This window comes from Nocardia sp. CC201C (genome assembly GCF_030010695.1).
GTDB lineage: Bacteria > Actinomycetota > Actinomycetes > Mycobacteriales > Mycobacteriaceae > Nocardia > Nocardia otitidiscaviarum.
Window position 1 is genome coordinate 1 of sequence record NZ_JASCXP010000191.1, and the last position, 13283, is coordinate 13283.

The window sequence follows — 13283 nt, forward strand, 5'->3', positions numbered from 1 at the left end:
GAGCTCGGACTCACCCCGCCCGATGTGGCCCAGCGGGTGACCGCCTGGTTGCGCGGGGGCGCGCTGACCGTCGACGCGGACGTGGTGGCGGAACAGGCCGTCTCGTAGGGCGCGGAGTCCGCGCGATTTCCGGATGCGGGGCGCGGCCGCTCGCGTAGATTCTAGAACCGGTTGCAGTTTATCGGGAACGGCCGGTTCAGGAGTCCGCATGTCCTTCGTAGTCGTCGAGAAGCCGCGTCCGCGGGTCGCGCTCATCACACTCAACCGCCCCGAGCGCATGAACGCCATGGCCTTCGACGTCATGGTGCCGCTGCGGGAGACCCTCCAAGCCGTCGCCGCCGACAACGAGGTGCGCGCGGTGGTGCTCACCGGAGCCGGGGAGGGCTTCTGTTCCGGGGCGGACCTCCAGCACTCGGGCAGCGTGCCCGGCGTCGCGGGGCTGACCCGGACCAGTATCGCCCGCCGCTCCATGGACCTGTTCAACGACGTCATGCTGGCGCTGCGCCGCATGCATCAGCCGGTGATCGCCGCCGTCAACGGCGCGGCCATCGGCGGCGGGTTCTGCCTCAGCGTGGGCGCGGACATCCGCATCGCCGCCGCGGACGCCTACTTCCGGGCGGCGGGCATCAACAACGGACTCACCTCCGCGGAGCTCGGCTTCAGCTATCTGCTGCCGCGCGCCATCGGCTCCTCCCGCGCCTTCGACATCATGCTCACCGGTCGCGACGTGGATGCCGCCGAAGCCGAACGCATCGGCCTGGTCTCCCGTGTCGTCCCTGCTGAGGAACTCCTGGACACCTGCTACGACCTGGCCGAGCAGATCCTGCGCTACAGCCGAGTCGGCACCGAGCTCACCAAGCGCATGCTGTGGAGCGGCATGGAGGCGGGCAGTTTCGAATCGCATATGCAGCAGGAGGGTATGGCGCAGCTGTACGTGCGGCTCACCACCAAGAACTTCGACGAGGCCATGCGGGCTCGCAAGGACCGCCGTCCGCCCGTCTACGAGGACTGACATCCGGCCGGTCATGGAGGACGACAGCCACCCGGTCGGGGTGCACGATGGGCTCGTCGCCGCGGCCGCACCTGTTGCCGTGGGCCGCACCTGTCGCGGGTAGCGTGCCCTGCCTACGGGTGCCGCGACCGTCCTCGCGCGGCGTGGGGCTATGTCTGCTGCGCGGGCGCGAAGAGCGCGGTGGCGAGGCGCGGCACCGTGAGTTCCCGCTGCCACGGGCGCGCGCCCCCGGCACTGAGGTAGTCGTCGATCACGGCCGCGCCGTCGCCGTTGGCGGCGGTGCGCGGCAGACCGTCCCAGCACATGCGGCGCAGCAGGTCGGGCGTCAGCAGGTTTTCGACCGGAACCGACACCTCGCCGGACAGATCGGTCATGGCGGCGCGGGCGCGCTGCAGTCGCGCGGCGGCGGCCGGGTCGCGGCGCTCCCACCGGTTCACCGGCGGGGGGCCGTCGAAGGGTTGCGCCAGCGGGGGCAGTTCGCTGTCGGGCAGCGCGCGGGCCCGCTCCACCGCGCCCAGCCATTCGCGCGAGTACCGCCGTTGCCGCGGGCCGCCGAAGATCGGCAAGGCGCGCAACTGGGCGATGGTCTTGGGCTCGTTGGTGGCGGCGGCGATGATGGCCGAATCCGGCAGGATGCGGGCGGGGGCGACATCGCGCAGCCGGGCGAGCTTGTCGCGGGTGGTCCACAGTTCCCGGACGATGGCGAGTTGACGGGTGCGGCGCAGGGTGTGGATGCCGGAGGTGCGCCGCCAGCGGTCGGCCTTGGGCGGCGCGGGTTCGGCGGTGCGCACATGTTCGAATTCCTGCGCGGCCCAACCGGTCTTGCCCTGGTCATCCAGTTCCACGGCGACCGCGTCGCGCAATTCCAGCAGCAGCTCCACATCGAGGGCCGCGTAGTTGAGCCATTCGTCGGGCAGCGGCCGCGTGGACCAGTCCGCAGCGCCGTGACCCTTGCGCAGTTCCCGTCCGAGCAGTCGCTCCACCATGGCGGCCAGGCCGACGCGCTCGAATCCGGCCAGCCGTCCGCCCAACTCGGTGTCGAACAGGCGGGCGGGGTACAGGCCGAGTTCGGCCAGTCCGGGCAGATCCTGGTCGGCGGAGTGCAGCACCCACTCCAGGTCGTTGACGGCGGCTGCCAGTGGCTCCAGGTCCTGATCCACCGGAATCGGGTCGATGAGGAAGGTGCCGGACCCGGCGCGGCGCAGCTGGATGAGATAGGCACGGCTGGAGTAGCGGAAGCCGGAGGCGCGTTCGGCGTCCACGGCGAGCGGTCCGGAACCGGCGGCGATGCTGCGGGCGGCGGCGGCTATCTCGGCGGCGGTGTCCAGTACCGGTGGTACGCCGTCCACTGGCGCGAGCAGGGGGACCGCGGCAGTGGCTTCGGAATCGTCTGGTACGGACATGGTCTTGAACTCTACGGGTTGGGCGCGGCCGGGTCCGCGTCCCATTCGGATTCGGGCGGCTGCGGAGACTGCGCCGGACTGATCGGTATCGTACGTGGCCGCCGCTGATTTCGTTGCGGTACAGAAAGTTTGATGTTCAGGCAGCTGGACACCCGCCGGTCGCGGCTGTGACGAGGGTGATAGCGGAGTGATTACTGTTGCGTATCGTCCGCGCCGCCCGGCCGCACCTCGAGGCGCGTCACTCCCGCGGGAGGCAGCCCGGCGGCGTAAGCGAGCACCTCGCCGAACGCCTCCACATGCGGCCGCATCAGGGTATCGCCGACCGTCCAGGAGGCCCGCAGCTCCAACTGCTGCGCGCGGGGCGGACCGGCGATATCACCGAAGCGCACCGAACTGGTCGCGGTCACGGTGCCGCCGAGCGCGGTGAACGGGACCCGCGATTCCAGGGCGTCCACCAGCCAGCTCCACGCCACCTCCGGCAGCAGCGGGTCGGCGGCCAGGGCGGCGTCGATATCGGCCTGGATGTAGGCGACGAGCCGGAACACCCCGTGCCAGGCTTCCTGGCCGTCGGGGTCGTGCAGCAGGATGAGTCGGCCGAAGGCGTCACCGTCGGAGTCCACGGGCACCACGGTGGTGTCGCCCTGCGTGACTTCCGCCCCGATGGCGTACGAGTAGGGGGCCAGGCGCTGCGGCGGGCGGATCGGTGCGAGCTCGATCCGAGGATGCACGGTTGCGGTGCCCATCGCCTCGACCGCGGCGCGGAACCGGGCGGGTTCATCGGGTTCCGGGGTCGGTGCGGCGCCGTCGCGGAAGTCGAGCGGTGTCACGCTCAAAAGGTAAACCTCCCGGGGCCGGTGTCGTCGGAGGCGCGCCGCCGGTCACCTCTACGATGAGCGGTGATGAGCACTCACACGCGCCGCCGCTTGACCGATGCCCCGTTCCTCGCCGCCGCCACCGGCGCGACGCCGCATCGGCGTCCGGTGTGGTTCATGCGCCAAGCCGGGCGGTCGCTGCCGGAGTATCGGGAGCTGCGCGCCGGGACCGGCATGCTGGAATCCTGCTTCAACCCGGAGCTGGTGTGCGAGATCACCATGCAGCCCATCCGCCGCCACCGGGTGGACGCGGCAATCCTGTTCTCCGACATCGTGGTTCCGCTCAAGGCCGCCGGTATCGACCTGGATATCGTGGCCGGTGTCGGCCCCGTGGTCGCGAATCCGGTACGCACCCTCGCCGATATCCGCGCGCTGCCGCGGCTGCGCGCCGAGGAGGTCGGGGCCGTCACCGCCGGTATCCGGCTGCTACTCGACGAACTCGGCGACACCCCGCTCATCGGGTTCGCCGGAGCCCCCTTCACCCTGGCCTCCTACCTGGTCGAGGGCGGCCCCAGCAAGCATCACGAGCGCACCAAGGCCATGATGCTCGCCGATCCGGATGCCTGGCATCAGCTCATGGGCGTGCTCACCGACATCACCATCGAATTCCTGCGCGCCCAGCTGGACACCGGCGTGGACGCCATGCAGCTGTTCGACTCCTGGGCGGGCGCGCTGCCGCTGGCGCAGTACCGCGAGTTCGTACTCCCGCACTCCGAGCGCGTCTTCGCCGAGCTGGCCGAATACGGCGTCCCCCGAATCCATTTCGGTGTCGGCACCGGCGAACTGCTGGGCGCGATGGCGGAGGCGGGCGCGGATGTGGTCGGCGTCGACTGGCGTGTCCCGCTGACCGACGCCGTCCGCCGCATCGGCCCCGGCAAGGCTCTCCAGGGCAACCTCGACCCGGCCGTCCTGTTCGCCGGACCCGCCGCCGTGGAATCCGAGATCCGCCGCATCGCCCACGACGCCGACCAGGCCATCGCCCTCGGCGCCACCGGCCACATCTTCAACCTCGGCCACGGCGTCCTCCCCGACACCGACCCGGGCGCCATCACCGCCGCCGTGGAACTCATCCACAGCCTCCCCACCCCACTCTGACCGCGTCAGCCGCTACCAGGACCCAATGGGCTTCGGGCTCCACGACACCCGGATCTTCGGCTTCGTGGTGAGCTCCAGCAGCTCGATGTCGTTGTCGCGGAACCACAGTCGAAGCCCCTCGCCGCCGGACCCGTCGCGCACCACCGTCAGGTGCGACAGCCTCCGCAAGCGGCCGATATGCACGATCTCCATGTCGTCGACGTAGAGGCTCACATATGCCTCGGCGGCGGACGGGTCTATGGAGAACAGCACGGTGGTCACACCGCGCGTGAGTCGGAATCCGTGCAGTCCGACGGGCCAGTGCAGGTCGTCGTATCGCGTATCGGGTTCGCCCTCGAACAGCCGGATCAGCTCGGCGAGCTCGGGTGTCTCCATGGCGTGACGGTAGCCGACCATGGGGCCTGAATCGCGGCCGCGGGCTGCCCGTGCGGAGCCTGCTTCGGCGGCGTCGCGGTCGATCACCGTGTGGTGTCGCGGGTGACCAGGGGCGGCGTGGGTCACAGCCGGTGCAGGAGTAGGTTCCGAAGGGCAGCGGCTCGCCGGTGGGATGCGGTGTCGCTGTCGCCTCGCTCGTGCGGTCGGGTGCGGTGATTCCGAGTGGCTGAGGAGTGGTCGATGCGGGTCGCGGTGGTCGGTGGCGGGATCAGCGGGTTGGTGGCGGCGTATCGGTTGCGGGGGGCATTGGGGGAGCGGGTCGAGCTGGTGCTGGTGGAGGGGGGTGAGCGGGTCGGGGGGATTCTGCGGACCGTCGATATCGCGGGGGAGCCGGTGGATCTGGGGGCCGAGGCGTTCGTGGGGCGGCGGCCCGAGATCCCGGCGCTGATGCGGGAATTGGGGATCGCCGAGCAATTGGTGCACCCGGCGGGCAAGCGACCGCTGATCTGGTCGGGCGGGGCCGCGCATCCGTTGCCCGAACGCACCCTCATGGGGATTCCCGCAGCGGCGGAAGCGGTTGCGGGGCTGGTCGACGCGGAGACCATGGGGCGGATCGCGGGCGAGCCGGAATGGCCGCTGCGGTGGGAACGCGGCGGGGATGTCGCGGTGGGCGCGCTGGTGGCGGAGCGTTTCGGGGCGCAGGTGGTGCGGCGCAGCGTGGATCCGCTGCTGGGCGGGGTGTACGCCGGAACCGCCGACACCATCGGAGTGCGCGCGGCCCTGCCGACGCTGGCGGCGGCGCTGGACGCCGGAGCCGCCAGTCTCACCGAGGCCGTGCGCAAGGCCCTTCCGCCGCAATCGGATACACCGGTCTTCGGCGGCATTCGCGACGGCTATCGGGTCCTGTTGGACGCCTTGCGCGCCGCCGCCGACGTGCGGGTCGAAACCGACACCGCCGCAACCCGTCTCACCCGCACCGGTGCGCGCTGGCAACTGGACCCGATCGGCCCGGTGGACGCCGTGGTGCTGGCCACCCCGGCCCCCGTCACCGCCGCCCTGCTGCGCGAGATCGCCCCGGCCGCCGCCGACCTCGCCGGTGGCATCGAACTGGCCTCCTCCGCCGTAGTGGCGCTGGCCCTCCCGCGCGACACCCCGCTGCCGGACAATTCCGGGATTCTCGTCGCCACCGGGGAACCGTTGCGCGCCAAGGCGTTCACGCTCTCCAGCCGCAAATGGCCGCATCTGGCCGCCCGCGAGGTGGCCCTGGTCCGCGCCTCCTTCGGCCGCTTCGGCGACCCGGCCCCGCTGTCCTGGTCGGACGAGGACCTTACCGCCGCCGCCGTGGACGACCTCACCACCGTCATCGGCACCCCGGTCCGTCCCGTCACCACGGTGGTGCAGCGCTGGCCCGGCGGCCTCCCGCAGTACGCCCCCGGCCACACCGAACGCATTGCCGCCCTGCGCGATACCGTCGCCGACCTCCCCGGCCTGGCCTTGGCGGGGGCCTATCTGGACGGTGTCGGCGTCCCCGCGTGCGCCGCGTCCGGCACCACCGCCGCCACCCGTATCGCGAACCACCTGGCCAGCGTCCGGTGAACGCGGCACCGTGCATCGGGTGCGCGGCGAACGGCTCGGCCATGAACGTGGCGCGCACATTCTCGCCGGTCGGGATGTCGGCAGCGGCGTGAAACCGCCCACCCGTCGTCGGTTCCGTCTATCCGCTGGCTCGGCGCTCGTGCGCGAGCCCGGCCGTCGCGGGCGAGGACGCGCCCGACGGCGGAGCCCGTGGCGCAAGCAGCCCCGGATCCACCGCGCGGCACCGGCGGAACGACCGCGGGCAGTCGGACCCTTCGCCGTCGAGGCGGCACACGCGTGGCGGCGCGCACCACCGGTGAGCCCGGCGCGCGAGTGTGCGCCGAAACTCGCCGGTGGCGGGTGTGTTCGACATCTATCCCGAACACGTCGCCCGGCGTGCCGAGACGATCCGGGTGAATGGCACGATGGGGGTATGGCGCGACTCGACTACAAGGCCCTCAACGACACCATCCGCTACCTCATGTTCTCGGTGTTCCAGGTGGAGCCCGGGGCGCTGGGGGACGAGCGCGAGGCGATCGTCAAGGAGGCGAGGGCCTTCTTCGATTCGCTGGAGGAGCGCGGGGTGGTGGTGCGCGGCCTCTACGACGTGGCCGGGATGCGCGCCGACGCCGATTTCATGATCTGGTGGCACGCCGAGCAGATCGAGGAATTGCAGGCCGCCTACGCCGATTTCCGCCGCACCACCGAACTGGGCCGCGCCAGCGCCCCGGTGTGGAGCAATGCCGCCCTGCACCGCCCGGCCGAGTTCAACAAGAGCCACATCCCGGCCTTCCTCGCCGGTGAGGAGGCGGGCAGGTACATCTGCGTGTACCCCTTCGTCCGCTCCTACGAGTGGTACCTGCTCCCCGACGAGGAGCGTCGCAAGATGCTGGCCGACCACGGCAAAGCCGCCCGCGGCTACCCGGACGTACGCGCCAACACCGTCGCCTCCTTCGCCCTCGGCGACTACGAGTGGCTGCTGGCCTTCGAGGCCCCCGAACTGCACCGCATCGTCGACCTCATGCGCGACCTGCGCGCCACCGAGGCCCGCCTGCACGTCCGCGAGGAGATCCCGTTCTTCACCGGCCCGCGCGTAGAGGTGGAACAGTTGGTCAACGCGCTGCCCTGAGCGCGATAGCCGACCGTTGGCCACCCGCATGCCCCAGGAATTCGGGGCATGCGGGGAATCCCTCGCTCTCCGTAGAGTTTCTGCGACTCGTTCGTCTGCGGAGTCCGAGGGGTGCGACGCAGGAAGACTGGTTGTTCGATCGGACCGCGACCACCGAGGTGCACATGGGCGGTGACACCGACGTGTCGTGGGTCCGTTCGTCGTCCTCCACCGCTGCCCGCGCTACCGCTCCGTGGGCGTCAGCCGCAGCGAGATGGAGTTGATGCAGTAACGTTTGTCTGTGGGCGTCGGATAGCCCTCACCCTCGAAGACATGCCCCAGATGGCTGTGGCAGGTGGCGCACAGCACCTCGACCCGGCGCATGCCCAGTGAATCGTCCGGGCGCAGGATGACCGCGTCGGAGTTCGCCGGATCGAAGAACGACGGCCAGCCGCAGTGCGAGTGGAATTTCTCGCCGCTGCGGAACAATTCGGCCCCGCAGGCGCGGCAGGAGTAGACACCCTCGGTCTCGGTGTCGGTGTACTCGCCGGTGAAGGCCCGTTCGGTGCCGGCCTCCCGCAGCACCCGGAACTCCTCGGGGGAGAGTTTGGCCCGCCACTCCTGCGGCGTCAGCTGAATGCGCGGTGCCGGAAGCGAGGTATCAGCATCGGAACTCATGCCCCCACGCTAATACGTCGCTTCGGCGCTCGCAGCGTCCTACGGCTTGGCGGTTTCGACGGCCTCGCGGGGCCGCCCGTTCAACCGCTCGCGTGTCACCGCGGTCTCCGGATGCATCCACGGCGGATCGAGGGTGAGGCCGACGCGCAGCCGACCCTCGCGCCTGGCGGCCAGATAGCGGTCACCCAGGACACAGAACACCACGATGAGCAGCAGACCCCACCCGAAGGTGGTGCGCAGGTACTCCAGGGTGCGACCGGCGCTCTGCCAGCGGTCCGACAGCCACTTGTCGTAGGTCATGAAACCGAAGATGGCCAGCCAGGCGGGCCAGTTCCGCAGCACCGAATTGCGCAGCACCACCGTCATGAGGAACGGGAACACCATCATCGAGTAGTACATCTGGCCCAGCGAGGGCAGCAGCCAGGACGCGATCAGCAGCACGCCCGACATGGTGCAGATGAAGAACACCTCGTCGTCGCGATAGTAGCGGTACAGCAGCCACAGCGAGATCGCGACCAGTACGCACATCGTGAGGCGGATGGTCCAGGTGAGCCAGTCGGCGACGCCGTAGTAGGCGGCATTGCCGACGATCGCGCTGTTGAAGTAGTCGCGGGTCTCCATGAGGTACGGCACGGTCCGGTTCACGAAGTCCATCGGATCCACGATGAGCGGCCAGGCGAGCGCGTTCAGCACCGCGGGCACGGCCACAGCGGTGATGAGTGTCTTCCACTGGCCGCGCATCAGCGCGATGAGCAGCAGCGGCGCAAGCGTGGGCTTCACCGCGATGGTCAGACCCATGACCGCTCCGGCCCACAGGTCTCGCCGTTGCAGCAGCAAGTGGATGAACACCACCTCGGCCAGCAGCAGGCAGCCGTTCACATTGGTGAAAACCAGTGTGTTGATCACGGTCTCGGACATGAACATGGCCAGCAGCAGCGCGGGCGCGGCCACCGAGGAGAGCGTGAACTTGAACAGGCGCAGCAGCAGATACCAGGCGAGCAGAATCGCGACCGCGTTGAGCAGGATGAAGCACCAGCGCGACTTCTCCGGATCGAGAATCGCCAGCGGCGCGATGAGCAGTGTCCCGCTGGGCGGGTACAGGTAGTGCGGGTCGGTCGAGCCGAAGTCCGCGGTGTAGATCGGCTGGTTGTTCAAGAACGCCAGCGACGCGTTGTAGACCGGTCGGAAGTCGTCGGTGATGAATCCGTTGACGGCCTTGATGAACACTCGGTTCAGTACGGTCAGGATCGCGAAGGGCCACAGTGCGAAGTTCAGGACCTCGGCGGTGGTACGAGCTGTTCGGGGCTCGAGCTGGCGAAGGAACACTGGGGCACGGTACACCGGAACGTACCGGCATGGGTGCGCGGACCCGCCGAAAGCGTGCGATAGCGCACAATCTCCCGGGGCATCGGCGTGGCCGCGCTGACCGGCGCGACTCCCGCCTACCGGTCATCCGACCGACCGATCGGGCTCAGGCCGGACAGGCGGTGCCGTTCTCGGGCAGGGTGCCCTGCCGCAGGTAGTCCACGACGGCCCGCTGCGCACAGCCGGAATGCGACACCACCGGATGCCCCCACCCCTGCCATTCCACGGTGGAGGTGCGCGCCCCCGCCGCGGCCAGCGCCCCCGTCACCGTGGGCCGTCCCTCGTCGCCGACCACCGGGTCGGCCTTCGCGCCCAGCACCAGCGTGTCGAGTTCGAACTTCTCCGGCATGGCCTGCGGTGCGGCGACCGGCCAGGCCGAACACACCATGAGGTCGATGGCCGCCACCCGCCCGAACACCGGGTATTCGCCGCCCCAGGTGCCCATCAGCTCCCGGGCCTGCACCGGAGTGGCGGGCAGCTGGCTGTCGCTGCACCGGTTCACGAACGCGCCGTCGTTGGCGATGGCCGCGGCGGCCCGCTGCACCCGCGGCGTGATGGGTCCGCGATCGCCGCGTCCGAGTGCGGCCAGGGCGTCGGCGAATTCGGTGACGACCGGATTCGGCAGTCCGCGCGGATCGCCGAGGAAGTCGCGCAGCGTGGTCACCAGCGCCGACGCCGACAGTTCCCCGAACTCCCCGCGCTCGGCCCGCGCCACCAGATCGGCGATGGCGGTGCGCGGATCGTCACCCAGGGCGCAGTTCAGTGCCCGGCAGCGCTGGGCGAAGGCGGTGAGCGCGGCCTCGGCGCCCTTGACCCGCTGCTCGGCCCGGCCGACGGCATCGGTGTCGACCGGTGCGGGGGAGTCGAGCACCAGGCGGGCGAGGTGGTCGCCGTACTTGCGGGCGTAGGCCAGCGCGATATTCGACCCGCTGCCACTGCCGAGCAGCGCGATGTGCTCGACCTGCCACTGCCGCCGCAGCTGTTCGATGTCGTCGGCGGCGTGCGCGGCGTCGAAGGTGCCCTGTCCGGGTTGCAGGTAGTCCTGGCAGGAGATGGTGGCGTCCTGGCTCAGCCCGGCCACCGCCGCCACCGGATCGCTTGCCCCGGGACCGAATTGGGCCTGGTCGAGCAGTCGCTGCCGGATATCGCCACCCACGCAGTCGATGGGCTCGGAGCTGCCGATGCCGCGCCGGTCCACGGCCACCACGGGCCGCTCACTCAGCAGCGCTCCCGCTCCGCCCGCCGCGAAGGCCGCCAGCGTGGCGGTGGAGGCCCGGTCCGAACCCGACGTCAGCACCAGCGGGGCGGCGTCGGCGGGGGTGCGGTCGTAGCGGGCGCGCAGGGCCGCGGTCTGGAAGTTGCCGCCCACGCCGCCGGTGGCGTCCACCTGCGTGGTGTATTCGGCGCACTCCAGGACGAGTCCGGCGGGCGGCGGGCCCAGTGACAGCAGATTGAAGGTGGGGACGGTGCAATCCCGCCATGCCAGCTCGGTTTTCGGCACCTCGGGGGCCGGGGGCGGGGTGGGTTCGGTGGAGGTCTGCACCTCCCCGGCCTGGCGCGGCCGTTCGACGGCGACGTCGGGGCGGTCCGACGGTCCGGCCCCGCAGCCGGTGGTCACCAGGATCGAAAGTGTCGACGCCAGCAGAGCGGCCCGAGTCCAGCGCATGCGCTACAGCCTGCCAGGTCCGGCGGCTCGTTTCAGCAATGGGTGGGGCGGCCGGTGCGCCGCCGACCCGGCGAACGAGGTCGCGAGGGTGGCGTCAGCCATGCGGGTGGGCGCGTTCCCAGCGGGTGAGCATGGTGCCGTCGTCCGCGAGCAGCAGGTGCCGACAGCACATGGGGGTCGGCATGGCATTGGGGGACAACGCGATCCGCCGTCCGTTTCCGCCCACCAGCAGGGGTGTCACGGTGAGGCAGAGGTCGTCGACGGCCTCTGCCTCGATGAGGTCGCCGAAGAGCGCGGGGCCGCCCTCGCACAGCACCCGGCGGAAGCCGCGTTCGCCCAGGGCGGTGCGGATTCCGTCTGCGGTGCAGGCGGTCTCGCCCGCTTCGACGATCTCGGCTCCGGCGTCGGTGAGCGCCTTCTTGCGGTCGGCGGGCGCGTCGACGGTGGTGAGGATGAGCGGATGGGCGCCGGTATCGGTGAACAGGCGGCTGGTGGGATCGAGTGCCGCGCTGGCGGTGACCACCGCGATGCGGGGCGGTGCGCCGTCCGGGTGGCCGCCGAACCCGTGGTGGTGCAGCCGGATTCGCAGGCGCTCGTCGGTGTGGGCGGCCCCGTAGTTCTCGGCGCGGGCGGTGCCCGCACCGACGAGCACCACGTCGGCGAGGTCACGCAGCAGATGGAAGACCCTCTTGTCGGCGGGGGTGGCGAGTCCGCCGGAGCGTCCGTCCAGGGTGGCCGCCCCGTCGATGCTGGTGACGAAGTTGACGCGTATCCACGGCCGATCCGGTCGCGCCGGATAGGCGTACATCCCGACCAGGTGGTCGTCACCAACGGCTGCGAGCTGTGTCACATTGGGGATACGCTGCATGACTGTCCATCACACCACGTCAGTACGCTACGCGGGTGCAACAACGCCTCGTCGATCGCCACCCGGAGGTTCCGGCAGATCAGCTCGTCGCCCAGATGGTGCCGCCGCCCACCTTCGACGAGGTGAGCTTCGCCTCCTACATCCCCGATCCCAAGGAGCCGACCCAGGCCGCCGCCGTGCGCACGGCCGAGGAGTTCGCCGCCCAGGTCACCAAGGTGCGCAAGGCCGCCGACAAGAAGGGCCTGTTCGGCAAGAAGAAGCCGGTGCAGGGCGTGGGCCTGTACCTGGACGGCGGCTTCGGTGTCGGCAAGACCCACCTGCTGGCCTCGATCTTCCACAGCGTGCCCGCCCCGAAGTCCTTCGGCACCTTCGGTGAGGTCACCAATCTGGTCGGCGCGCTCGGCTTCAACAACGCCGTGGAGCGGCTCGCCGCCAACAGCGTGCTGTGCATCGACGAGTTCGAACTCGACGATCCGGGCGACACCATGCTGGTCTCGCGCCTGCTGACCGAGCTGACCGCACGCGGCGTCTCGGTGGCCGCCACCTCCAACACCCTGCCGGGGCAGTTGGGCGAGGGCCGCTTCGCCGCCCAGGACTTCCTGCGCGAGATCAAGAAACTGGGTTCGCTGTTCGAGGCCGTGCGCGTGGACGGACCCGACTACCGACACCGCGACCTGCCGCCCGCCCCCGAACCCACCGCGCCCGAGCTGCTGGCCGAGAAGGCCGCCGCCACACCGGATTCCACCCTCGACGAGTTCGACCAGCTGTGCAAGCACCTGAGCACCCTGCACCCGTCGCGGTACGGCGCGCTGATCCACGGCATCTCGGCGGTTTACATCTCCGGCGTGCACACGGTGACCGATCAGGCGGTGGCGCTGCGCATCGTGGTGCTGGCCGACCGGCTCTACGACGCCGGTATCCCGGTGACCGTCTCCGGCGCCAAACTGGACCGGATCTTCTCCCAGGAGATGTTGGACGGCGGCTACCGCAAGAAGTACCTGCGCGCCATTTCGCGCCTGCTGGCGCTGTCGCGTTTCGAGGCCCCGGCCGCGTCCTGAGGCGGGCGGCCCCGGCCGCGATACTTCCGTCCGGTAATTTGCCGGGGGATCGCCGGACCGTGGAGTCCGGCCGACGGAAAGAGGTACCCATGGTGCGCGACCGCGCTGTCCGGGCCGTCCTCGCGGCCGCCCTCTGCTTCGCACCCGTCGTCGGCGCGGCGGGCACCGCCGCGGGCGGCCCTACCGCCCCCCCCCCCCCCCCCCGGGT

General features: G+C 70.5%; 12 protein-coding genes. 5 read left to right on the top strand and 7 right to left on the bottom strand.

Features of this window, described 5'->3' with window-relative positions; translation table 11 throughout:
- Window positions 1-208: 208 nt before the first annotated feature.
- Window positions 209-1012: an enoyl-CoA hydratase gene (locus QK444_RS20075; RefSeq protein WP_282782528.1), complete on the top strand. Its 804-nt coding sequence runs from the start codon at window positions 209-211 to the stop codon at window positions 1010-1012.
- Window positions 1013-1161: 149 nt separating this feature from the next.
- Here the strand turns inward: QK444_RS20075 and QK444_RS20080 are convergent, their stop codons facing one another.
- Together QK444_RS20080 and QK444_RS20085 are read right to left on the bottom strand one after the other, a co-directional pair.
- Window positions 1162-2415: a ribonuclease D gene (locus QK444_RS20080; protein ID WP_282782530.1), complete on the bottom strand. Its 1254-nt coding sequence runs from the start codon at window positions 2413-2415 to the stop codon at window positions 1162-1164.
- 191 nt (window positions 2416-2606) lie between these two features.
- Window positions 2607-3242 carry a DUF3000 domain-containing protein gene (locus QK444_RS20085; RefSeq protein ID WP_143981691.1) on the bottom strand — a complete coding sequence of 212 codons (636 nt, stop codon included), beginning with the start codon at window positions 3240-3242 and terminating at the stop codon, window positions 2607-2609.
- Window positions 3243-3314: 72 nt separating this feature from the next.
- On the opposite strand from QK444_RS20085, the gene hemE reads away from it, so the two are divergent.
- Window positions 3315-4382, top strand: coding sequence for a uroporphyrinogen decarboxylase (gene hemE / locus QK444_RS20090; protein WP_282782533.1), 1068 nt, complete (start codon window positions 3315-3317; stop codon window positions 4380-4382).
- A 12-nt stretch (window positions 4383-4394) separates the two neighbouring features.
- Here the strand turns inward: hemE and QK444_RS20095 are convergent, their stop codons facing one another.
- On the bottom strand, window positions 4395-4757 hold the full coding sequence (locus QK444_RS20095) for a hypothetical protein (RefSeq protein ID WP_282782535.1): 363 nt from the start codon (window positions 4755-4757) through the stop codon (window positions 4395-4397).
- Between the two features lie 240 nt (window positions 4758-4997).
- Here QK444_RS20095 and QK444_RS20100 point away from each other — a divergent pair, with 240 nt between their 5' ends.
- Together QK444_RS20100 and hemQ are read left to right on the top strand one after the other, a co-directional pair.
- Window positions 4998-6353 carry a protoporphyrinogen oxidase gene (locus QK444_RS20100; RefSeq protein WP_282782537.1) on the top strand — a complete coding sequence of 452 codons (1356 nt, stop codon included), beginning with the start codon at window positions 4998-5000 and terminating at the stop codon, window positions 6351-6353.
- Between the two features lie 412 nt (window positions 6354-6765).
- Window positions 6766-7461: a hydrogen peroxide-dependent heme synthase gene (hemQ, locus tag QK444_RS20105; protein ID WP_282782539.1), complete on the top strand. Its 696-nt coding sequence runs from the start codon at window positions 6766-6768 to the stop codon at window positions 7459-7461.
- Between the two features lie 222 nt (window positions 7462-7683).
- Here the strand turns inward: hemQ and msrB are convergent, their stop codons facing one another.
- The 4 genes from msrB to QK444_RS20125 form a co-directional block, all read right to left on the bottom strand.
- A complete protein-coding gene (msrB, locus tag QK444_RS20110) occupies window positions 7684-8118 on the bottom strand; it encodes a peptide-methionine (R)-S-oxide reductase MsrB (RefSeq protein ID WP_282782541.1) in 435 nt (144 codons plus the stop codon).
- Between the two features lie 39 nt (window positions 8119-8157).
- Window positions 8158-9444, bottom strand: a complete 1287-nt coding sequence (locus QK444_RS20115) for a glycosyltransferase family 87 protein (RefSeq protein WP_282782543.1) — start codon at window positions 9442-9444, stop codon at window positions 8158-8160.
- A gap of 145 nt (window positions 9445-9589) precedes the next feature.
- Window positions 9590-11149 (bottom strand): alpha/beta hydrolase, encoded by a 1560-nt coding sequence (locus tag QK444_RS20120; protein ID WP_282782545.1) that lies wholly within the window; start codon window positions 11147-11149, stop codon window positions 9590-9592.
- A gap of 94 nt (window positions 11150-11243) precedes the next feature.
- Window positions 11244-11999 (bottom strand): pyrimidine reductase family protein, encoded by a 756-nt coding sequence (locus QK444_RS20125; RefSeq protein ID WP_306356705.1) that lies wholly within the window; start codon window positions 11997-11999, stop codon window positions 11244-11246.
- Window positions 12000-12052: 53 nt separating this feature from the next.
- On the opposite strand from QK444_RS20125, the gene zapE reads away from it, so the two are divergent.
- Entirely contained in the window at window positions 12053-13075 is a 1023-nt protein-coding gene (zapE, locus tag QK444_RS20130; protein ID WP_143981685.1) for a cell division protein ZapE, read from the top strand.
- Window positions 13076-13283: the final 208 nt, after the last annotated feature.

Excerpts from the sequence above, each read along its gene's own strand:
- QK444_RS20075 (WP_282782528.1), top strand. The coding sequence starts at position 209 with ATGTCCTTCGTAGTCGTCGAGAAGCCGCGTCCGCGGGTCGCGCTCATC.
- QK444_RS20080 (WP_282782530.1), bottom strand. The coding sequence starts at position 2,415 with ATGTCCGTACCAGACGATTCCGAAGCCACTGCCGCGGTCCCCCTGCTC.
- hemE (WP_282782533.1), top strand. The coding sequence starts at position 3,315 with ATGAGCACTCACACGCGCCGCCGCTTGACCGATGCCCCGTTCCTCGCC.
- QK444_RS20095 (WP_282782535.1), bottom strand. The coding sequence starts at position 4,757 with ATGGAGACACCCGAGCTCGCCGAGCTGATCCGGCTGTTCGAGGGCGAA.
- QK444_RS20100 (WP_282782537.1), top strand. The coding sequence starts at position 4,998 with ATGCGGGTCGCGGTGGTCGGTGGCGGGATCAGCGGGTTGGTGGCGGCG.
- hemQ (WP_282782539.1), top strand. The coding sequence starts at position 6,766 with ATGGCGCGACTCGACTACAAGGCCCTCAACGACACCATCCGCTACCTC.
- msrB (WP_282782541.1), bottom strand. The coding sequence starts at position 8,118 with ATGAGTTCCGATGCTGATACCTCGCTTCCGGCACCGCGCATTCAGCTG.
- QK444_RS20120 (WP_282782545.1), bottom strand. The coding sequence starts at position 11,149 with ATGCGCTGGACTCGGGCCGCTCTGCTGGCGTCGACACTTTCGATCCTG.